Here is a 20,287-nt window from a genome sequence, read left to right as displayed (position 1 = left end):
CTTCAACTTTAGTAGAAACTCTTAGTTTACTGGAGGAGTAATATGATTAAACTTAATGAAGCAATTGTGTTTCCAAATGAAAGAAATGATGTCTTAACGGTTGGAGAACTTCTTATAGATATGATACCTGTAGATTATGGAGATGATTTCGAATCTAATACGTACAATAAATATTTTGGTGGATCACCATCTAATATTGCTATAAATGTAAAGAAATTAGGGGCAAATTCATTGGTTGCTTCAGCGGTAGGGAAAGATAGCTTAGGGAAGTATTTAGTAAATCAATTGTACAAAGAAAGTATTGATATGGCTTGTGTTCAGATGGTTGATAATGCGACAAGTATGGTCCTAGTGACTAAAAGTAAAAATAGTCCTGTACCTATCTTCTATAGAGACGCAGATTATCAATTAGCTTATACTCCTGAGCTTGAAGATGCACTAATGAATTCTAAAATTCTACATTTTTCTTGTTGGCCAATATCTAGACTGCCCGTTCGCAAAACTGTTGAAAAGCTCATTGACGTCGCAAAAAAAAATCATAAACTAATTTGTTTTGATCCGAATTATCATCCTATGATCTGGGAAAAAGGTGAAGATGGTATCGCGTATATAAAATCATTGATAAGTAACATCGATAATGTCAAACCATCTGAAGATGATGCGGAAAGGTTATTTGGCAAAGATACACATGAAAATCAAATAAAGAAATTTATTCAGTTAGGAGCTAAACTTGTAATTATGACCTTGGGCAAGGATGGTGCAATCGTATCTAACGGAAGAGAAACACTGACATTCGATAGTTTGGCTACTGAAGTGGTTGATACTACTGGTGCTGGCGATGCATTTTGGTCTGGATTTTATGCTTCAATTATAAAAGGGGACACGATTAAGAAGGCTTTAAACTTAGGCTTTGCAGTTAGTGCCTATAAGCTGAAATTTACCGGAGCAGTAGTGGATTTGCCTAGACTTGAAGAGTTAAAGCGAGATTGTCGAATGGAGGAGAAATAAGATATGGCAATAAATAATCAAGTGCAACTTATTACTTATCCAGATTCAATGGGAGGAGATTTAAAGTCTCTTAATCATGTACTCTCGACCTATTTTCTTGAAACGTTTAAGGGTGGGGTTCATATACTACCTCCTTTTCCATCTTCGGGTGATAGAGGTTTTGCTCCATTGACTTATTTAGAAATTGAGCCTAGTCATGGTACATGGGATGATATTAAAACAATTGGAAGTAAATTCGATGTGCTGTTGGATTTGATGGTGAACCATATTTCAAGAAAATCTGATTATTTTCAAGATTTTCTAAAAAAGGGACGTAACTCAGAATACGCTGATTTATTTCTTACTTTAGATAAGATTTGGGAGGATGGGAAACCAGTCCAAGAAGATATAGACAAAATGTTTTTACGTAGGACGTTACCTTATTCTAGCTATATTATAGAAGAAACAGGTGAGGAAGAAAAAGTTTGGACAACGTTTGGTAAGGAAGATCCTTCTGAGCAAATTGATTTTGATATTGAATCGGATAAGGTAAAACAGCTCTTTATCGATTTCTTTATGAATTTCAAGAAGCAAAATGTTAAGATTGTCAGACTAGATGCAGTTGGATATATTATAAAAAAACTTGGAACAAGCTGCTTTTTCATTGAGCCAGATTTATACGAGTTTCTTGATTGGATGAAAGAACTTGCTGATTCATTAGACATTGAATTGCTTCCTGAAGTTCATGCTCATTATTCCGTTCAATATAAGTTGGCAGAGCGGGGATACTGGATATACGATTTTATCTTACCGTACAGGATACTTGATACGATGATTACGAAATCCAGTTCCGACCTTCGTCATTATCTTAAAACTCGTCCTGAAAAGCAGTTTACGATGCTTGACTGTCATGATGGTATCCCTGTTAAACCAGATATGGATGATCTTATCGATCCGAAAGAAGCAAAAGAATTAGTCGATGTATGTGTAGAAAGAGGGGCAAATCTTAGTCTTATTTTATCAGATGACCAAAAAGATGATGATGGCTTCGATGTCCACCAAATAAGATGTTCTTATTATTCTGTATTAAATTGTGATGGCGACGCATATTTAGCAGCAAGAGCTATTCAGTTGTTTACGCCTGGAATTCCTCAAGTCTATTATGTTGGGTTACTTGCAGGGGAGAATGATGTTGAAAAAGTTATTCGAACTGGAGAGGGTAGAGAAATTAACCGTCATAACTTCACCCTTGAGGAAATAGAAAAGTCACTTGAGAAAGATGTTGTTAAACGATTATTAAAGCTGATACATTTCAGAAACGACTATGATGCTTTTAATGGGAACTTTCAAGTATTAGATTCTGTTGACGATGAAATTCATCTAACTTGGAACAAGAAGGATAAGAGATGTACGCTATTTATAGATTTGAAAACGAAGAAGACTGTCATAGACTATATTGGAGAAAACGGCGTGGAAACTCAATACAGTGTTTAATTCAACTGTGTAAGAAATTTTTTTGACCCTAACCTTTCAAAGTCTTGACTCGGCACAAAAAAGATTATAATAGTTACTTCATGTGTTTTAGGAAATTTCAGTTTGAAAGGTGTGACAATTATTTCAATGATCGGTTTACTCGCAGCGGCTTTGACGACGATCTCATTTTTACCTCAAGCGATAAAGACAATCAAAGAAAAAGACACAGGTAGTATCTCTTTAGGAATGTATTCGTTGTTTACGACAGGGGTATTACTGTGGCTTATTTACGGAATATCAATTATGGATATTCCAATTATAGCAGCTAATTTAGTTACTTTTGCCTTAGCAAGTTTTATTTTAGGAATGAAGTTGAAATATAAGTAAAAACCAAGGGAACAAGACATTTGTCTTGTTCCCTTAGCTGTTTAATCAAAAATATACGCAATGGTGAACCATAGTTGAGTGATATTATTAAAGAGGTGTTTATTAGAACTAGGTAATATGTATTTTCAAAGAGCTGATTTGTCAGTAACTTCTACTACATAGAAGAGTTTGACTCCTTTTTGTTTTTAGTACGTCTAATAGTGTGAAAAGAAAGTGAGGTGGAGTGATATGGATGACGAAAGTCTGGTCGAATTAGCCATAGATGGAAATGACGAGGCACTTAGAATATTGCATGATCGATACGTTCAGCCGTTGTTTCATTATGCATACGTTCAAACAGGTAATCATCATGATGCGGAAGAAATTGTCCAAGATATCTTCTATAAAATGGCTAAAAGTTTAGCAAGTTTTCAGAGAAAGTCTAGTTTTAAAACATGGATATTCGCGATAAGTCGAAATGTCACTATTGACTATCATCGAAAACAGAAAAAACATAAAAAGAGCGTTGCGATGCCAGGGGAGTCGTTGGAGCCGTTTACGGCACCAGTGAAGTCAGCGGAAGATGAAGTTTTTCAAAGGGGGTTGAAAGAAGATATATTCGCGGCATTGAAACAACTACCATCAGACGATCAGGCCGTACTTCAACTTCGATTAATTGAAGGATTTTCAATTAAAGAGACAGCGGAAATTATGTCAAAAACAAGGTTTTCTGTGAAATCACTACAACATAGAGCGAAAAAGAAGATGGTTGCTCTGATGGGAAAGAGGTGAACGAATATGACGGATAGAAAAAACGATAACAAAGATGAAGAAATACAAAACTCTGGCCGGCAAACAGATAAACAAATTGAACGTGTAATGAGGGAGTGGAAAATGGAGCCTTCCGAAGAATTGAAACGAAAGAGCTTGCAGAAGGCGATGGCTGGCATAGAGGAAGCAAGGGGTCAAACAACTAAAAGAAAAAGGGTGAATCAAATGAAGAAATGGGCAAAGGGCCTTAGTGCGGGGGTACTTGTTGCAGCTTTATTTTTTTTAGTATTGGTTAACTTTGATGAATTTCAATCGTTCATTGGGTCAGGTCCTGATTCTGCTGGTGATAACGATACGTCTGAAAATGAACAGGTAAACGAGAACGATGATAACGTAAATAATGAAGATTCGAATGATGAAGAGCCGATAGAGGAACCAGATTTTTCAGAAGAAACAGTGACGGAGGAGTCGGATAGTTATCCTGAGGTAGATCGTCCTGATACAAAGGAAATTGTTACTACTGTAGAAGGAATGGAGGAAGAGAATACGTACAATCTTCTGGATGATCAGGATATGCCGTTTACGACTTATATTAGAGATAATTATGACTATGAATTATTTGACAGGGATTACGGAGAAGGTGTCTCTATTTGGATCCCAGGAACAGAAAAGAAATTTATTGTTGTTGATATCGTGTTTTTTGATGATGGAATAGGTTATGACGATGCATCTCAACATGCCGAACGAGAAATTGAAGGTATCGATTTAGTAGATCAGTGGGAAGAAGGGGATTTAGACGAACTTGACGAGTGGGCGATAGAATCATTTGTTCACACGGGTGAGATTTTAGGGAGGTTGGAATTGGGAACGTATGAGAATCACATTTTTTATATCCATACCTATTATCCAGAAGAGGCGATGGATGGCTGGTATGCAGTTCAGCAAGTCATCAAAGAAGAGTGGGAATGGAAGGAAACTGGCGAAATGCTCATTGAATAAAATGCCGTCAATGTTGTTAAACCAAAGCTATCTCAATTTTAAAAAAGAAAAAGGGCGTCCATTTTAATTTGAGACAGCCCTTTTTTATTATTGAAGTAAATTTAATTGCATGCCGGTCATGCTGATTCCCATTTGTTGGGCACTCATTTGCGCTTGTTGCATTGCTAAATATTGATTTAAGTGCACCGACTCTGCCGCCATGTCGGCATCGCGAATTCGTGATTCTGCTGCTTGTAAATTTAACAGTTGCGATTGTGCCAGACTTCCAGCATAGTTCAATCGGTTGTCCGTTGAACCAAGCGTACTACGAGTACTAGAAATTCTCGCGATGGATTCATCGATTACCCCAAGCGCACTCTGTGGATCCGAGCGTAAATCAACGTCTGCTAAGCTTTTTCCTGAAGCAAGACTTCCGAGAAATTCAGAGGTGCTCGCATCAATCGATAAATTGAGCGATTCTCCTTGAGCATTTGTTGTCATTTGCTTGTTAGTGAATGAGCCATCGAGCAGTGCTTGTGTATTGAATTCCGTATCTCTTCCGATTGAATCCAGTGTCTCACGCATTTGTGAAAACTCTTGGTGCAAGACACTTCTGTCTGACTCCGTCAACATTCCATTGTTAGCTTGAACGGTTAGCTGTCGCATCCTTTGCAAGATATCATGAGACTGGCCTAGCGCTCCTTCGGCAGTTCGAGTGAGAGACTGAGAATCTTCCATATTACGGACGGCCATCCGTTCTCCGCGAACTTGTCCTCGCATACCTTCAGAAATTGCTAACCCTGCTGCATCGTCACTAGCTCGGTTAATCCGTTGCGATGTGCTGAGCTGAAGCATTTTCATTGCTAAGTTATTATTTGTTTGATTGGTAGCTGAGAAAAATGGTACTGAAGTAATCATTCCTATCACCTCCGTAAATAGTTAGTCTATAGTAGTTCTATTATCCTCTTATTTTAAAAATAAAACAAGTTTTTTATGAAAAAGGGTTGACAGATTAAGTAGTCGTGCCTATTAGGCAAGCTTATTCAGATAAATAGCAGAAGAGGAGGGGGAGCATTCCTTTCAGAAAAACGTATCAAGTTGAAGGGAACACAAAAGGTTGAAGCGTGCCTTTCAAGACTGGGTTAGGTGAGCGAAGGGAACGTAAACAAAATTACCGTTCCCTTCATTAAAAGATGTATGTCTGAAGGGCAAGCTCAGCACAAGACATAAATCAAAAAGAGCTAATTAGTTCTTTTAAAACTTAGGTAAAGGAAAGTGGGGCATAAACATTGATAAATCTAGTAGAAATCTAGTTTCCTGAAGCGGATGATTAGATTTTGGTGGTCAATATTGGTAAAGTAGAACTGACAGATAAATTATAATTGTGAAAAAAGGATGATGAATATGTATGATATTATCGTAATTGGAGCAGGACCAGCTGGTGCGAGTGCATCGCTTTTTGCAGCAAGAGCAGGTAAGAAAACGTTGATGATTAATAGTGATCAAAGTATGACGAAAATGGCATGGCTAGAGAATCATTACGGTATTCCAGAAATAACTGGACCGGACCTAGTTGAAACAGGATTGAAACAAGCGGAAAAGTTTGGAGCGGAAGTTGTCGAAGCGAAAGTATCGAAAGTGGCAAAAGGGTCTGACAGCTTAAAAGTAGAAACGGACAAGGATACTTATGATGCGAAGCATGTTATTTTTGCAACTGGTGCTAGTTCTGATATCGCTGAAACATCTGGCGTTGCTACAAAAGAAGGTACGGAACCTAAAATTAAAAAAATCGTCGATGTCGATCGCTCTGGTAAGTCAAGTGTTGACGGCATTTGGGCTGCTGGAACATGTGCTGGGGAAAGTGTTCACACGATTATTACAGCAGGACACGGTGCAACAGTAGCGATTAATGTGATTAGCGAATTGAATGGTGAACGATACGTCGATCATGATATTTTGAAAAAATAGATATAATGAAGCCTAGCGGAATGCTAGGCTTTTTTATAATGTGAATAAATGTAGCGGAAAATAGTGCCCGGCACCTACTTAATCTAAATTATCATAAAATGTTTTTTAAGTGAAAATATGGCTAAGGCTTTCATCATTAGAAGTTTTTTCTGTATACTAGTATTAGGGATATTTCATTTTTAGGTTAGGAGGGAGGTAGATGATCGTGTGGTTTCGTAGGTTCAAACGAATTTTTAAAAAGAATGAGTTCGATCAGCAAGAAGATTCGGCGGCGGATCCTGTGCAAATGGCAAACGAATTGTTAGAAGATATGGACGGTGAACTTGCCGATTTACGTGCATCGTTGAACAAGCAGCTAGCAAGCGAGAAGCGACTGAAGCGGAGGCTAGAACTTGCTGAAACTGAGTCGAACCAACGAGAAGAAGATGCAATTCGATTTTTAAAAGACGAAGATGATCAGTCGGCTAAACTTGCGCTGATGAAAAAAGAAAAGATGGATCGGGATATAATAGAAATCACTTCTTTATATGAGTCGGCCCAAGCACACAAACAAGAACTTCTTCGTCATATTGATGATCAGACGAATGATTATCAGCGGTTGCAAACAAAAAAGAATGAATTACAGTTAAAGCGAAACCTTCCTCCTTCCTCTTCCGTAAATGAAATGGAGATAACAAAGGAGCTTGATCTTAATATGTCTGGTGCCAACTCGAATTCTCTCGCAACGAATCATTCTGTTGAGGGAGAAATGAAAGGCGGCGATCAGGAAAGGGAAACGTCGCTATCATCAACAGCTAGTGTAGACGCTAAGTTGGAAGCCTTGAAGCAGTCATTAAAGAAAAGAAATTAGGTGAGTACCATGGAGATATTCGGATACGATATCGAGTCGATTTACCTGTTTTTATTAATTGCAGGTGTGGTCTTAACGGTTCTTTACATATTTGTTGGGGAACTGTTGGAAGGACTTATGGATATAGGTGGAGATGCGTTCCTAAATCCAATTACATTCATCGGATATATTACGTTATTTGGTGGTCTAGGTTACGTGCTGGAAACGATGGCTTTTTTCATCAGCAGCGGGATGATCATTTTGATCAATTTGGTCGTATCAGCGATTGTCATCGTTCTAGTGAATTACTTCATTATTTTACCTGTGAAACGTTCCGAGAAAAACATGTCTTATTCTATGAATGATTTAAAAGGAACAGTAGGAGATGTGTTTACGTCGATTCCGGCCGATGGTTTTGGTGAAGTAATCATTTCCCGGACCCACGGAACTGTCAGCAAACCAGCAAAGAGCTTTGACCATGAGGAATTACCTGAAGGAACGAAAATACTCGTCATTGATATTGATGATGAGGGTGTGTTCCTTGTTTCCAAGCACTACGACTAAATCTTGAGTTGATGAAGCACCTTAATTCACTGTCGAGAAATAGTATCAGAACATTTTTTGAAAAAATTTAGCTTTCTTTGTTGAAAAATGTGGGAGCTCCCGTTTTCCACAAAAAATAGGGATGAGGAGTTGAAACAATGGATTTTAATTTTATTGACACAGTTTTCATCGTACCAATTGTTGTCGGGTTTGTATTCCTAGTACTATTAGGAGTTTATTTCACTCGTTACCAAACTTCAGGACCGAACGAAGCATTGATCGTAACTGGTAGTTACTTAGGAAAAGGCAAGAACATTTCAGAAGACTCAGATGGAAAAAAGATGAAAATTATCCGCGGTGGCGGTGCGTTTGTTGTTCCAGTATTTCAACAATACGCGAAATTCAGCTTATCGAACTATAGCTTAGACGTTCGTACGAGTGGAGCATATACCGAACAAGGTGTACCAGTCTCTGTTGATGGTGTTGCAATCATCAAAGTTGGATCGACGATGGAAGAGATTGCAACAGCAGCGGAACAATACTTAGGAAAACCAACGAGTGAATTTGAACAAGAAGTGCAGGATGTTTTGAAAGGTCACTTACGTTCGATTTTAGGTTCGATGAGCGTAGAAGACATAAATAACAACAGAGAGCGTTTTAATCAAGAAGTACAATCAGTTGCTTCACGTGATTTTAACAAAATGGGCCTTGAAATCAAGTCGTTTACTCTTCAAGAAGTAACGGACAATGAAGGGTATCTTGACTCTTTAGGTAAACCACGAATCGCTGAAGTGAAGCGTAATGCAGCGGTAGCTGAAGCAGAGCGCAAGAAAGAAGCTCGTATTGAAAATGCTCGTGCTGAGCAAGAAGCAAAGGCTCAGGAATTAGTAAGAGATACAGAGATTGCGAACTCTGAAAAAGAGAAGCAATTAAAGATTGCTCAATATACTCGTGAGCAAGATCAGGCACGTGCAGAAGCAGACCAAGCCTATGACTTACAAACGGCGAAGTCGAAACAGCACGTGACACAAGAAGAAATGCAAGTCCAGATCATTGAGAGAGATAAGCAGATTGAACTGGAAGAGCGTGAAATTATCCGTCGTGAGAAGCAATACGACGCAGAAGTCCGCAAGAAAGCAGATGCGGATCGCTACGAGCAAGAACAACGTGCGGAAGCTACGAAAGTTACGCAAATGCGTGCTGCGGAAGCATCGCAGTATCAAATTGAAGCAGAAGCAAAAGCGAATGCCGATGCCGAGCGTTTCCGTGGTGAGGCTGAAGCTACGGTTACATTCAAAAAAGGTGAAGCAGAAGCGAATGTTAGCTTGAAAAAGGGTGAAGCAGAAGCAACTGTCATCTTTAAGAAGGGTGAAGCAGAAGCCGAAGCGAAGAAGAAGTTGGCAGATGCATACAGTTACTACGGTGAAGCTGCGAAACTTAGCATGATGCTTGATATGCTTCCTGCATATGCGAGAGAAATTGCTGCACCATTAAGTGCAATTGACAAAGTTACTGTCGTTGATACTGGTGGTAGTGGAAAAGACGGAGGCCAAGGCGGCGGTGCCGGAAAAATGTCAGGTTACGTAACTGATCTAATGGCTACGCTCCCTGAAAACTTAAAAGCAGCATCAGGCTTGGATATTAACGAACTTCTCGAAAACTTCTCTGGTAAAGGCAATAATGCTAACACCAGTGTGAAGGATTCGACAGAAGAGGTTTCAACACATGTTTCTCCTACTGAAGAAGAATCGCCTGAACAAGATGATACAAATCAAACTCTCTAAAGATAAATAGTTAATATGAAAAAGGGAAGCTTTGGCATTTTATTACGCCAAGGCTTCTTCTTTGTTTTAATATTTATAAAATATCATGTCCCTAGAGTTATCGGGTCTGTTAAAATAAATAGGTGAAAGTAAATCAATTCTAAAATAGAACATTACCATTCACGATTGGAACAAAGAATTTAGGGAGAAGACCCCAAAGAAATAGGAAGCGATAGTATGACAATATTTATTTCAGTTATGTTGCCTGTGTTACTCGTGTTTTTGATTGGTTATGTTGTCCAAAAGTGGCGAAAAGTAGATATTAAACCGATTTCAACACTGGCGATTTATATTTTAACTCCAGCGCTCGTTTTTGAGACATTTTATTATGCAGAAATGAATATGCAATATGTTTATATGGTTGTATTTGCGGCGGTGCTTTTGTTTGCAATCATTCTTATTAACAAGTTGTATGCTTGGAAAATGAAATATCGACAAGATGTTGAAAGTGGACTAATCCTTTCGACAGCTTTTATGAATTCCGGCAATTATGGGGCGCCGATTATCTTGTTTGCTTATGGCCAAGAAGGATTTGCTTTTGCGGTATCTTTTATGGTTCTTCAAGCAGTAATAATGAACTTTTTTGGTGTGTATTATGCTGCTAGAGGTGGTTCAGGTGTGAAAATGGCGTTGCAAGTATTGCTTCGTATGCCGGTTACATATGCCGTTTTATTAGCAGTCTTACTTAAGTTGCTTGGCGCAGAAGTGCCAGACAATTTAATGCAACCTGTCGAACTCATATCGCAAGCGGCAATTCCGACTGTAATGCTCATTTTAGGGATGCAATTGGCACAAATAGAATGGACTAAATTTGACTGGGGAAAAGTATCATTTGGAGTAATTTTACGTCTCTTCATCTCGCCAGTGATCGCATGGGGAATCACACTACTGATGCCGCTTGATCCACTCCTAGCGAAAGTACTTATTGTCGCAGCGGCAATGCCTTCTGCAGCAACGATTGTTATGTATGCAGTCGAATTTGATGCCAAACCAAAGCTAGTATCGAGCATTACTTTGATTACTACGCTGCTTAGTGTGTTAACAATCACAATTATTCTCATGATTCTTGGATAATTCCTTCTTAGAAGAACAAATGTAAAAAATGGAGGGACACGCCCTCCATTTTTTGGTATAATAGCCGTGACTATTATCTATTAATAGATTATTTCTACTTTAAGGGGGAACAAATCATTGAAAAATGATAGACGTTTTATTCACAAGCGAAATCGACTCGTTTTACAACTGTTGTTCTTTTTCAATTTGTTCAGACTTGGGGCAGAAGTAATTTTTTATGATAATGTTAGCATTTTTGCAATTGTTGGATTTGTATTAATTGCGATAGTTTGGTTTATAAGTCAAAATAGTCAAGCTAAGTTTTTCACCATGTATGCCACGATCACAATTTTTTACGGCTATATGTTTTATATGCTGATTGAATATCCCCAACCTTCAACATACTTATTTGTTTGGCTTGGGCTAATTATTAGTTCGATCTATAACAAGGTCCATCTGATTGTGTTAGCAACAATTTACACGTTATTATTAACATCGTATGTCTATTATCAATCTGCACTGGAAGTCATTTTTTTCAGTCAGTCAATTAATTTTATCTATTTTTTGTTATTCACCTTGTTTGTAGCAATGTTTTTAGTTGTTCAAACGAAGTTTTCAGAGAAAATGTGGAATGGATTAAAAGAAAGTCAAGAAAAACTTACGTATATTCTAGAAAGTGCGAATATTGTCACTTATTCATATAATCTAAAAACAGAGGTCCATACGGTCACATCAGGTGTTGTTAAGTTAAAGAATATTTCGAGAAAAGAATTTTCAGCGAGCCCGATTTTGTGGAGAGAATTTATTCATGTAGAAGACGAGATGTTTGTTAATGGTATTGAAGAAGACATTCAACAGGGGAAGAAAAAATCTGTCGAGTATCGATTGCAGATTCCAGATAATCCAATGATGTGGGTGTCGGCAAGATTTTTCCCAATATTAAATGATCAAGGCTCAGTTGTTAGAGTTGAAGGGGCTTTAGTTGATATATCTGATAGGAAGAAAGCGGAAGAGAAAATTGAGTTCTTAGCGTATCATGACCCATTAACGAAGTTACCAAATCGTTCACTATTATATGAGTTTGTCGAACAAAAACAAGTGTGTCCAAAGTTTAATTACAAAAGAGCATTTATTATATTCATAGATTTGGATTCATTTAAGCAAGTGAACGACACATATGGACATGCTGCAGGTGACCAATTGCTGTCTATTGCTGCAAAGAGGCTTACATCTTCTTTGAAAAAAATAGATATTGTTTCGCGTATAGGTGGAGATGAATTTGTTGTATTTGTTGATAAGTTATCCGTTGAGCAGGCGGTAAAAGTGGCGGAGAGGTTAAAAGTAGATTTGTGTTCACCTTTTATCATTGGAGGCGAAGAGATAAAAATAACTCCGAGCATCGGGATCAGTAAATTCTCCTCAACTTCAGACAACTTGGATACGCTTATTTCTCAAGCGGATACAGCGATGTACAACATTAAGAATGAAGGGAAAAACGGGGTTAAGTTATATGATTACGTTCATTAAATGAAAGATAAATTTATTTAAGAATGGAGGATATTATGATAAAAAAAGCGATTGTTTCTTTGGGAGTCATCGTCTTAATTTATAGATGGGGATGGCCATTGATTGTACGACAATGCAAGTGTATTCAAGCCGAGCAGCCTACATATCCGCCGACAACGACTGATGCTGAAACCAAACAAGATCTCACACATAAAGAGGGAATTCCTCATCGAAGAAACGATAAAATTGAAGTAAATGAAGCGACTTTAAAAGAGTTGATGGAAATCAATGGTGTTGGCGATCGTTTGGCGGAAAAAATACTAGAAGACAGAACCGCAAATGGTAGATATAACACGGTTCAAGATCTTCTACGCGTGAATGGTATTGGGGAGAAAAAATTGAAGACAATAATACCTTATGTAGAAGTGGAATAGAGACAGGCGAGCGTTAAAAAGTTTATTCTAGCAAATCGAATATACTCATTCATTCATTAAAAATCACGAAATAGTAAACTTAATATGACTTCGAAAGCTACCTTGGTTGTGGTTCTGTTATTTTCCAGGGGGTGGAATGTCTTTTTCTAAGTAAGCTTGTCCGGTGTGTTCGATGAAAGCTTGACCACTTGTTAAATTGGCCATCCAGTTCTCAAAGACAGACTCTTCGCCATCAGCGACATAAATTTCAAGTTTTACTTGTTCTAAGTAATCAATTTGTTTTATTAAATACGGGGAAGAACGCACATCGTTTTCTACCTTTCCTAACGACGTATAATCAATTGTAGAAGCATAAATGTTCATTAATTTTCTTTCGACAATCCCTGTTGCGTTGAGGCCTTCGCTTACGGCAGAACCATACGCGCGAATGAGTCCACCAGCACCGAGTTTGATGCCGCCAAAATAACGCGTGACAACCACTGTCGTATCCTTTAGCTTGCGTTTTTTTAAAACTTCAAGCATAGGGACACCGGCAGTTCCAGAAGGTTCGCCATCATCGTTGGCCTTTTGGATGTGGTCTTGTTCGCCGATGATATAACAAGAACAATTGTGATTTGCGCTCCAATGCTGTTTTTTTATTGAGTCAATAAAAGATTTGGCTGCTTTTTCTGTAGTTGTTCTCTCTACATGAGCAATAAATCGTGACTTTTGGATGGTGATTTCATGTTCACCAGAACGCTTTACGGTATAATAGGATTTAAGCATCGTTAAATCTCTCCTGACATTAAACGGTGATCGATAACCTCAATTTTATGAGAATCGAGTCTTATTTGCAACTTTTTAATAGTAGATAAATGTAATTCTTATCTTTAATTGAAGGACTAAAGTATATCTTTGGCGAACATATTAGTAATACGGTGAATAAAGTCTAAAAGAATCTCGAAAATCTCTGTAATATGATGTATACAGATAAAATTAGGGTATTATGAATAAGAAGACCTTGTCAAGGTAATCATTTTTAAAAGTTAAGTAGGTAGAAATTCCCGATTAGCATTTTTAGACAAAAATATCATTTTAGAATATGATTGAGATGGAGTAGGTATCATTTGTATAAAAAATGAATCTAATGGCGGGGGACCCCCATAAAATTACTTGTTATTTCGAGTTTTAACAGTAGTGTCTACAATATTAATACTAACTTTGAACGTTAGGTAATATCCATGTTCTTTCGTTTGAATCAAAAAAACGAATGACATCCGTCTATAGTCGTAACCGCATTTGATAATTTGGTATAAAGGAAGAGAGGGGTTGGATGAGCTCCGGTCAGTCAATTGAATCTATTCTAAAAAAAATGATGGAAATGGTAGGCAACAGCAAAGAGGAAATATTTGAAATTGGCGAAGAATCAAGAAACGAACATGTGACATTAAAAAAAGAATTACAAGAGATTCAACAAAATGTGATTCAATTAATTGAAAAATCTGAACGAACAGAACTTCATTCGCGTTTTGCTCGCAATAGACTATCAGAAGTTAGTAAACATTTCGCCAATTATAATGATATGGAAGTTCGTGAAGCGTATGAACAAGCTAACGACTATCAAATCAAGCTAGCGTTAATACAGCAGGAGGAAAATCAATTACGTGAGCGTCGTAATAATCTTGAACGCCGATTAATGAAATTAGGCGAAACGATGGAGCGAGCAGATCATTTGATCAATCAGATCAATGTGGTCATAAACTATTTAACAGGTGACTTGCAGCATGTTTCAGAGATTGTCGCTGATGCACAGGAAATGCAAAAATTTGGATTGAAAATTATTCATGCACAAGAAGAAGAACGCAAAAAACTATCCAGAGAAATTCATGATGGACCTGCACAAGCAATGGCAAATGTAATGCTTCGCGCGGAACTTGTTGAAAAAGTGTTGGATACTCAAGGAATTGAGAAAGCACATATTGAAATTCGCGATTTGCGGCGTATCGTTAAAGATTCATTAGCAGAAGTTAGAAGGATCATTTATGATCTAAGACCGATGTCATTAGATGATTTAGGTTTAGTGCCGACGCTTGCTAAGTATATAAAAACTGCGGAAGATCACACAGGAATTAAGATTACTTTCACAAATGTTGGAAAAGAACGTCGCTTTCCTGCCAATATGGAGGTTGCCATCTTCCGTTTTGTACAGGAAGCGATTCAGAATGCCTATAAGCATGCGGATCCAGAGACGATTAAAGTGAAACTTGAGCTTGGAGCTGAACGTGTAACTGCCTTAATTAAAGATGATGGGAAAGGGTTTGATGTTCTTTCAAAAAAAGAAGGAAGCTTCGGACTTGTAGGTATGAAGGAACGAATTAATATGCTTGAAGGACAGTTAAGTATTGATTCTAAACCAGGCAAAGGAACATTAATCATGGTTCAGATTCCTATCAATTCAATCGAAGAAACAGATTAAGGCAAGTATTTCGTCGACGGTATAAAAGACCTAGTTATTTCCGTTCATTGTCCGATATACAAACGTCCTTACGTGCTTGATGCTTAAAAATGTAGCTAAATTTAAAATAACAAATTCATTTATAAATTAGGAGGAGAATAAAATGGAGAGAGACAATATATTAAAAATTGTACTCATTGACGATCATCAATTGTTCCGAGAAGGTGTCAAACGAATTTTGTCGATGGAACCAGGATTTGAGGTTGTCGCAGAGGCGAGCGACGGTGAGAACGCCGTTGATCTCGTTCGTCAAAACCAACCAGACGTTGTGCTTATGGACATTAATATGCCGAATGTCAACGGAATGGAAGCAACAAAGCAGCTCGTTGAAACGTTCCCTAATGTTAAAGTACTGATTCTTTCCATTCATGATGATGAAACATATGTGACACATGTTTTAAAAACAGGTGCATCTGGATATTTATTGAAGGAAATGGACACGGAAGCTTTGATCGAGGCAGTGAAAGTAGTTGGAGATGGTGGTGCGTATATCCATCCGAAAGTGACTTACAACCTCGTGAATGAATATCGTCGTTTAGCGAATGATAATGGGCCAGAAACAGAAGTTGGTTTCCGTGAAGTCGAATATCGACGGCCCCTTCATCTTCTTACGCGCCGCGAATGTGAAGTCTTGCAGTTGATGACTGATGGAAATAGTAACCGATCAATTGGTGAAGCTCTTTATATTAGTGAGAAGACGGTTAAGAATCATGTGAGCAATATTTTACAAAAAATGAGTATGAATGACCGTACACAAGCTGTTGTTGATGCAATCAAAAATGGTTGGGTTAAAGTGAATTAATTTATAGAAAACTATGCCTGAGTGTCAGACAAGCAGTTGTAGTTGCTTTGATAGATCAGTGTTGCCCATGCTTTTTTTAGCATGGGTATTTTATTTTTTACAATTTCACTGTTTTAGATACTTCCGAATATGTATAGACATTTGTATGAAAAAGTTGGTATTATTATGGTAACGTACGTTGTTGAACATATTGAACGGAAGTAATTGTAAGAGCTCTAATTTATAAAATGGAAGAAGTGGAAAATGACATATGAGTAAAATAGCCATTGTAACAGACAGTACCGCTTACATACCTGAAGAATTACGTAAAGAAAACGCGATTACGATGGTTCCTCTCAACGTCATGTTTGGAGAAGAAATGTACCAAGAAGAGGTTGAAATTACGACTGAAGAGTTTTACAAAAAGATGAAACAATCTGAAGAACTTCCGACGACGTCGCAACCAGCAATTGGGTTATTTGAGGAAACCTTTCAGAGATTGGCTGAAGATCATGACCAGATTATTGTGATAACACTTTCAAGTGGAATTAGTGGCACGCATCAAACGGCGATTGCTGCTGGGAATATGACGGATGATGTAGAAGTTCATGTGTTTGATACAGAAGTGAGTTGTATGCCTCAAGGTTTTTACGTATTGTCGGCAGCAAAGATGGTGAAAGAAGGCTATGATAGCAAGAAGATTCTCGACCATCTTTATAATATGAAAAATCATATGAAAGCCTACTTTATGGCGGATGATTTGAATCACTTGCATCGTGGTGGAAGGTTAAATGGCGCCCAGTTGTTTGTTGGTAGTCTTCTGCAAATCAAACCGGTTCTGCATTTTGAAAATAAAGTGATTGTTCCATATGAAAAGGTCCGCACAGAGAAACGGGCATTAGCAAGAATTTATTCGTTATTAGATAGTGATGCAAAAGGCGGTACGTCATTAGACATTGCTGTTATCCATGCAAATCGACCAGATAAAGCATTGGAAATTGCAGACGAGTTGCGTGAAAAATACCCAAATGCAAATGTATATATTAGTTATTTTGGTCCGGTAATTGGCACTCATCTTGGAGAGCGAAGCATCGGGATCGGCTGGGTTGATTCGAGTTTTAACTAAGCTAATATTAATAGGCTTATGCTGAAGTTAGATTTCAGTTGTACACTGGTCGAGTCCCTAGATTTATCTGGGGTCTCGTATGTCCAGTTGTGAATGAATTTTAAACATTAAATTGTGAATGATTTCACTTGTAGATTGTGAAATGAAAGGTAATTTAATTGAAAGTCCTACTTGACGAAAAAGGAGGCGCAGTGATGCGTTTTTATTTGGTTCCCCTCGATGACTCAGTGAGTCAATCCCTCGTTCCACCACATGTAGTGAAGCACCTTTCCCATAAATGGCTAATACCCGAACCCCTTCTCAATCATAAAGACAAGTTGAACATTCCTCTTGTAAGATTGTCTGATCTTCCTCCGGACAAATTAGAATTCCCTTCATTAAATACTACATTCCAAATTAACGAAGAAGTAGAAAACATGATAAAAGGACGGCGACTTCTGTTAGATGAAGTGATCGCTACCATACCTTTAGATGTTATTTATGATCATATTTGCAACGGATATATTCGTTACCAGTCGGCAATCAATCGTAAACCAAAATTGACATGTGTTCGCTGTGGGAATGATGATCCGTTTTTATTCGGAGAAATTTCTTGTGCCAGATGCGTAGACAAGTGTGCGTATTGCCGGGCGTGTATACAGATGGGAAAGGTGACAGAATGTAGTCCGTTACTGACGTGGCACGGAGAAGAGAGTGCCGAATCGAGAAATCATCCGCTTGGTTGGGAGGGGGAACTGTCCCCGGCGCAGGATAAAGCGAGTGAAGCGCTCGTTACACATGTAATGTCTTCTTATCTGATGGAGAGGAAATTTCTCATTTGGGCTGTTTGTGGTGCTGGAAAAACGGAGATGTTGTTCGAAGCTATCCAGTCAGGATTAGCAAAAGGAGATTCAGTTTTAATTGCAACGCCAAGGACGGATGTTGTGTTGGAACTGTTACCAAGGATGGTGATGGCATTTCCAAATACAGTTGTTCGGGCGTTCCACGGTGGCGTTAAACCCGAAGAACGATATGCGCAAGCGGAGCTTGTGATTGCGACGACACACCAACTCCTCCGGTTTTATGACCATTTCCCCCTTGCTATTATCGATGAAGTTGACGCTTTCCCTTTTAGTTATGATAAAAAATTACAGTATGCGGTTGAGTGTGCGCGTTCAAAACAAAGCTTAACCGTGTATGTCACGGCGACGCCATCGGATGAGTTGAAACGGAGAGTTAATTCTGGTGAGTTAGCGCACGTGAAAGTGCCGAGACGCTATCATGGGTTTGATCTTCCAGTTCCAAAGCGAGTCTGGGTTGGCGATTGGAGAAAGAAGCTTGAAAAAAATGTGTTACCGATGAAAGTAATTAACTGGATACAGCGTCACGTAAATGCTAAGAAGCAAGTGTTTTTATTTGTAGCAAAAATATCGCTGATGGCGACCATTGAAGAAGTGTTGAAATCGAAGCTGGACACGGTGGTGGAGTCCGTTCATGCGAGTGATCCTGATCGACGCGAGAAAGTCAGTCGATTTCGTGCTGGAGAAATGAATGTATTAGTGACAACGACAATCTTGGAGCGCGGCGTTACGATAAAGGGAGTGCAGGTGGGCGTGTTAGGTGCGGAAGATCGAATCTTCACAGAATCCGCGCTTGTACAAATTGCTGGACGTGTTGGGAGAAGTGCTGATGAGCATGATGGTGATGTGATCTTTTTTCATTATGGAAATACGAATGCGATCGTGAGAGCGGTTCGACATATTGAAGCGATGAATGATCAAACTTAAGGGAGGCGGTATTGATGTCAAGATGGGGAGAGACGTTATCGGAGACAAAACGATGTTTATATTGTGACACGTCTTTTATGGAAGAAGTGAATTGGACTTGGGCTTTGGGATTGTCGGAGGAGAAGTTGCTTTGTCCATCATGTGACGCGAAGGTCGTGCCGATACGGGCGATTGGATGCGAGATGTGTGGACGGCAAGTGGAAAAAGAGGATCATGATTTTGTTGACTCTGGTGTGAATCTGCCGGCAACGTTCAGGATAAAACCGTCTGTTCTGTGCCGGGATTGTCTAAGGTGGAAAGAAGAGGGCCAGGTTGGAAATCGATCTGTTCAGCAACGATCGCTGTATGTGTATAATGACTTTCTTCAGGAAGTGATGGCACGATTTAAGTACCGCGGGGATGCAGAACTTGCGACGTTATTTTCACAGAAGCTTAAAGGTTTGGTGCAGTCTCTGGGGAAGTTGGATGCGGTAACGGTGATTCCGTTGGCGGGGGAGCGGTTGTGGGAGCGGGGCTTTAATCAGGCGGCGTTGTTGGCGGGTGAGTTGTGGTATCGGGATGTGCTTGTGCGAGTGGGGGTGTCTGAGAAGCAGAGTAAGCGGGGGCGTCGAGAGCGGATGTCAGCGCTTCAGGGTGTGTTTCGGTTGTCAGATGAGGGAGGGGCGGTTGATTGGGCGGGGAAGCGTATTGTGATTGTGGATGATATTTATACGACGGGGGCGACATTGCGGGCAGCTGCGACGGTATTATATGAGGCTGGTGCTTTGGAGGTATTAGCGGTGACGGTGGCACGTGCTACGGGAGCGGTTATGTTAAAAAATAAGGGTTAAGATTGTGCGAACTTTGTCGATATAAGAGATAGATATTGTTTGTTGGAGAGGGTGTTGAAGATGGCTGAATTAGAAAATTGTCCGAATTGTGGTAGGTTGTTTGTGAGGGCATTGCGTCCGGTATGTGATCATTGTGCACGTGAGGTGGAGGAGAAGTTCCAGTTGGTGTATACGTTTATTCGCAAGCGGGAGAATCGGCGTGCAAATATGGAAGAGGTGATGGAGGCAACTGAAGTTGATCAGCAGTTGATTACGCAATTTATTCGTGAGGGTCGCTTGCATTTGTCGCAGTTCCCTAATTTGACGTATGGGTGTGAGAAGTGTGGGGGGCAAATTCGTGAAGGGCGTATTTGTGGCGATTGTCGTAATGAGATCAATTCTGGTTTGAAGGCTGGCGATAGTCAAGATGCGTTTGATGAGCGGAAGAAGAACCGAGAGAGTGCTAGGTATCAGACGTATTCGGCATTGAATGAGCGGGTGAGGAGAGATACGTAATCTATGTATTGACGTCCGGCAATGCTGGACGTTTCTGCGTTTGGGTGCAAGAGGAAGTATATAG

General features: G+C 39.1%; 20 protein-coding genes. 18 read left to right on the top strand and 2 right to left on the bottom strand.

Going from position 1 to position 20,287, the window contains the following annotated elements:
• Positions 1-42 precede the first annotated feature (42 nt).
• From ACM26V_RS14015 to ACM26V_RS13995, 5 genes are all read left to right on the top strand, one after another.
• Positions 43-1,008 carry a carbohydrate kinase family protein gene (locus tag ACM26V_RS14015; protein ID WP_416147336.1) on the top strand — a complete coding sequence of 322 codons (966 nt, stop codon included), beginning with the start codon at positions 43-45 and terminating at the stop codon, positions 1,006-1,008.
• Positions 1,009-1,011: 3 nt separating this feature from the next.
• Positions 1,012-2,481, top strand: coding sequence for a sucrose phosphorylase (gtfA, locus tag ACM26V_RS14010; RefSeq protein WP_416147335.1), 1,470 nt, complete (start codon positions 1,012-1,014; stop codon positions 2,479-2,481).
• Positions 2,482-2,592: 111 nt separating this feature from the next.
• On the top strand, positions 2,593-2,847 hold the full coding sequence (locus tag ACM26V_RS14005) for a SemiSWEET transporter (RefSeq protein ID WP_416151882.1): 255 nt from the start codon (positions 2,593-2,595) through the stop codon (positions 2,845-2,847).
• A 228-nt stretch (positions 2,848-3,075) separates the two neighbouring features.
• On the top strand, positions 3,076-3,618 hold the full coding sequence (locus ACM26V_RS14000; RefSeq protein ID WP_416147334.1) for an RNA polymerase sigma factor: 543 nt from the start codon (positions 3,076-3,078) through the stop codon (positions 3,616-3,618).
• Positions 3,619-3,624: 6 nt separating this feature from the next.
• Positions 3,625-4,596 (top strand): hypothetical protein, encoded by a 972-nt coding sequence (locus ACM26V_RS13995; protein WP_416147333.1) that lies wholly within the window; start codon positions 3,625-3,627, stop codon positions 4,594-4,596.
• A gap of 87 nt (positions 4,597-4,683) precedes the next feature.
• Here ACM26V_RS13995 and ACM26V_RS13990 read toward each other — a convergent pair whose 3' ends face one another.
• The gene (locus tag ACM26V_RS13990; protein WP_416147331.1) at positions 4,684-5,493 is read right to left on the bottom strand and encodes a flagellin; all 810 of its coding nucleotides are present in this window, start codon (positions 5,491-5,493) and stop codon (positions 4,684-4,686) included.
• 486 nt (positions 5,494-5,979) lie between these two features.
• Here ACM26V_RS13990 and ACM26V_RS13985 point away from each other — a divergent pair, with 486 nt between their 5' ends.
• From ACM26V_RS13985 to ACM26V_RS13955, 7 genes are all read left to right on the top strand, one after another.
• Positions 5,980-6,543 (top strand): FAD-dependent oxidoreductase, encoded by a 564-nt coding sequence (locus ACM26V_RS13985; protein ID WP_416147330.1) that lies wholly within the window; start codon positions 5,980-5,982, stop codon positions 6,541-6,543.
• 199 nt (positions 6,544-6,742) lie between these two features.
• Complete coding sequence (locus tag ACM26V_RS13980; protein WP_416147329.1) at positions 6,743-7,393, top strand: PspA/IM30 family protein; 651 nt, start codon at positions 6,743-6,745, stop codon at positions 7,391-7,393.
• Positions 7,394-7,402: 9 nt separating this feature from the next.
• The gene (locus tag ACM26V_RS13975) at positions 7,403-7,936 is read left to right on the top strand and encodes a hypothetical protein (RefSeq protein ID WP_416147327.1); all 534 of its coding nucleotides are present in this window, start codon (positions 7,403-7,405) and stop codon (positions 7,934-7,936) included.
• A gap of 137 nt (positions 7,937-8,073) precedes the next feature.
• Positions 8,074-9,699, top strand: coding sequence for an SPFH domain-containing protein (locus ACM26V_RS13970; RefSeq protein ID WP_416147326.1), 1,626 nt, complete (start codon positions 8,074-8,076; stop codon positions 9,697-9,699).
• 216 nt (positions 9,700-9,915) lie between these two features.
• Complete coding sequence (locus ACM26V_RS13965) at positions 9,916-10,812, top strand: AEC family transporter (protein WP_416147325.1); 897 nt, start codon at positions 9,916-9,918, stop codon at positions 10,810-10,812.
• A gap of 117 nt (positions 10,813-10,929) precedes the next feature.
• A complete protein-coding gene (locus ACM26V_RS13960) occupies positions 10,930-12,318 on the top strand; it encodes a diguanylate cyclase (RefSeq protein WP_416147324.1) in 1,389 nt (462 codons plus the stop codon).
• A gap of 35 nt (positions 12,319-12,353) precedes the next feature.
• On the top strand, positions 12,354-12,731 hold the full coding sequence (locus tag ACM26V_RS13955) for a ComEA family DNA-binding protein (RefSeq protein ID WP_416147323.1): 378 nt from the start codon (positions 12,354-12,356) through the stop codon (positions 12,729-12,731).
• A gap of 117 nt (positions 12,732-12,848) precedes the next feature.
• Here the strand turns inward: ACM26V_RS13955 and ACM26V_RS13950 are convergent, their stop codons facing one another.
• On the bottom strand, positions 12,849-13,496 hold the full coding sequence (locus ACM26V_RS13950) for a YigZ family protein (RefSeq protein WP_416147322.1): 648 nt from the start codon (positions 13,494-13,496) through the stop codon (positions 12,849-12,851).
• Positions 13,497-14,043: 547 nt separating this feature from the next.
• Here ACM26V_RS13950 and ACM26V_RS13945 point away from each other — a divergent pair.
• From ACM26V_RS13945 to ACM26V_RS13920, 6 genes are all read left to right on the top strand, one after another.
• The gene (locus tag ACM26V_RS13945) at positions 14,044-15,186 is read left to right on the top strand and encodes a sensor histidine kinase (RefSeq protein WP_416147321.1); all 1,143 of its coding nucleotides are present in this window, start codon (positions 14,044-14,046) and stop codon (positions 15,184-15,186) included.
• A 142-nt stretch (positions 15,187-15,328) separates the two neighbouring features.
• Positions 15,329-16,027: a response regulator gene (locus ACM26V_RS13940; protein WP_416147320.1), complete on the top strand. Its 699-nt coding sequence runs from the start codon at positions 15,329-15,331 to the stop codon at positions 16,025-16,027.
• 250 nt (positions 16,028-16,277) lie between these two features.
• Positions 16,278-17,132: a DegV family protein gene (locus tag ACM26V_RS13935; RefSeq protein ID WP_416147319.1), complete on the top strand. Its 855-nt coding sequence runs from the start codon at positions 16,278-16,280 to the stop codon at positions 17,130-17,132.
• Between the two features lie 194 nt (positions 17,133-17,326).
• Positions 17,327-18,898: a DEAD/DEAH box helicase gene (locus tag ACM26V_RS13930; protein WP_416147318.1), complete on the top strand. Its 1,572-nt coding sequence runs from the start codon at positions 17,327-17,329 to the stop codon at positions 18,896-18,898.
• A gap of 14 nt (positions 18,899-18,912) precedes the next feature.
• The gene (locus ACM26V_RS13925) at positions 18,913-19,728 is read left to right on the top strand and encodes a ComF family protein (RefSeq protein ID WP_416147317.1); all 816 of its coding nucleotides are present in this window, start codon (positions 18,913-18,915) and stop codon (positions 19,726-19,728) included.
• Positions 19,729-19,767: 39 nt separating this feature from the next.
• Complete coding sequence (locus tag ACM26V_RS13920) at positions 19,768-20,223, top strand: TIGR03826 family flagellar region protein (protein WP_416147316.1); 456 nt, start codon at positions 19,768-19,770, stop codon at positions 20,221-20,223.
• The last annotated feature ends 64 nt before the right edge of the window (positions 20,224-20,287 follow it).

The organism is Salipaludibacillus sp. HK11 (assembly GCF_047795645.1).
GTDB lineage: Bacteria > Bacillota > Bacilli > Bacillales > Salisediminibacteriaceae > Salipaludibacillus.
This window is presented reverse-complemented; position numbering and strand designations above follow the sequence as displayed.

What these genes read in the sequence shown, in the direction of transcription:
- ACM26V_RS13990 (WP_416147331.1), bottom strand. Translation starts at nt 5,493, where the DNA reads ATGATTACTTCAGTACCATTTTTCTCAGCTACCAATCAAACAAATAAT.
- ACM26V_RS13970 (WP_416147326.1), top strand. Translation starts at nt 8,074, where the DNA reads ATGGATTTTAATTTTATTGACACAGTTTTCATCGTACCAATTGTTGTC.
- ACM26V_RS13930 (WP_416147318.1), top strand. Translation starts at nt 17,327, where the DNA reads ATGCGTTTTTATTTGGTTCCCCTCGATGACTCAGTGAGTCAATCCCTC.
- ACM26V_RS13945 (WP_416147321.1), top strand. Translation starts at nt 14,044, where the DNA reads ATGAGCTCCGGTCAGTCAATTGAATCTATTCTAAAAAAAATGATGGAA.
- ACM26V_RS13955 (WP_416147323.1), top strand. Translation starts at nt 12,354, where the DNA reads ATGATAAAAAAAGCGATTGTTTCTTTGGGAGTCATCGTCTTAATTTAT.
- ACM26V_RS14015 (WP_416147336.1), top strand. Translation starts at nt 43, where the DNA reads ATGATTAAACTTAATGAAGCAATTGTGTTTCCAAATGAAAGAAATGAT.
- gtfA (WP_416147335.1), top strand. Translation starts at nt 1,012, where the DNA reads ATGGCAATAAATAATCAAGTGCAACTTATTACTTATCCAGATTCAATG.
- ACM26V_RS13950 (WP_416147322.1), bottom strand. Translation starts at nt 13,496, where the DNA reads ATGCTTAAATCCTATTATACCGTAAAGCGTTCTGGTGAACATGAAATC.
- ACM26V_RS13940 (WP_416147320.1), top strand. Translation starts at nt 15,329, where the DNA reads ATGGAGAGAGACAATATATTAAAAATTGTACTCATTGACGATCATCAA.
- ACM26V_RS13995 (WP_416147333.1), top strand. Translation starts at nt 3,625, where the DNA reads ATGACGGATAGAAAAAACGATAACAAAGATGAAGAAATACAAAACTCT.
- ACM26V_RS13925 (WP_416147317.1), top strand. Translation starts at nt 18,913, where the DNA reads ATGTCAAGATGGGGAGAGACGTTATCGGAGACAAAACGATGTTTATAT.
- ACM26V_RS13935 (WP_416147319.1), top strand. Translation starts at nt 16,278, where the DNA reads ATGAGTAAAATAGCCATTGTAACAGACAGTACCGCTTACATACCTGAA.
- ACM26V_RS13980 (WP_416147329.1), top strand. Translation starts at nt 6,743, where the DNA reads ATGATCGTGTGGTTTCGTAGGTTCAAACGAATTTTTAAAAAGAATGAG.
- ACM26V_RS13965 (WP_416147325.1), top strand. Translation starts at nt 9,916, where the DNA reads ATGACAATATTTATTTCAGTTATGTTGCCTGTGTTACTCGTGTTTTTG.
- ACM26V_RS13985 (WP_416147330.1), top strand. Translation starts at nt 5,980, where the DNA reads ATGTATGATATTATCGTAATTGGAGCAGGACCAGCTGGTGCGAGTGCA.
- ACM26V_RS13975 (WP_416147327.1), top strand. Translation starts at nt 7,403, where the DNA reads ATGGAGATATTCGGATACGATATCGAGTCGATTTACCTGTTTTTATTA.
- ACM26V_RS14000 (WP_416147334.1), top strand. Translation starts at nt 3,076, where the DNA reads ATGGATGACGAAAGTCTGGTCGAATTAGCCATAGATGGAAATGACGAG.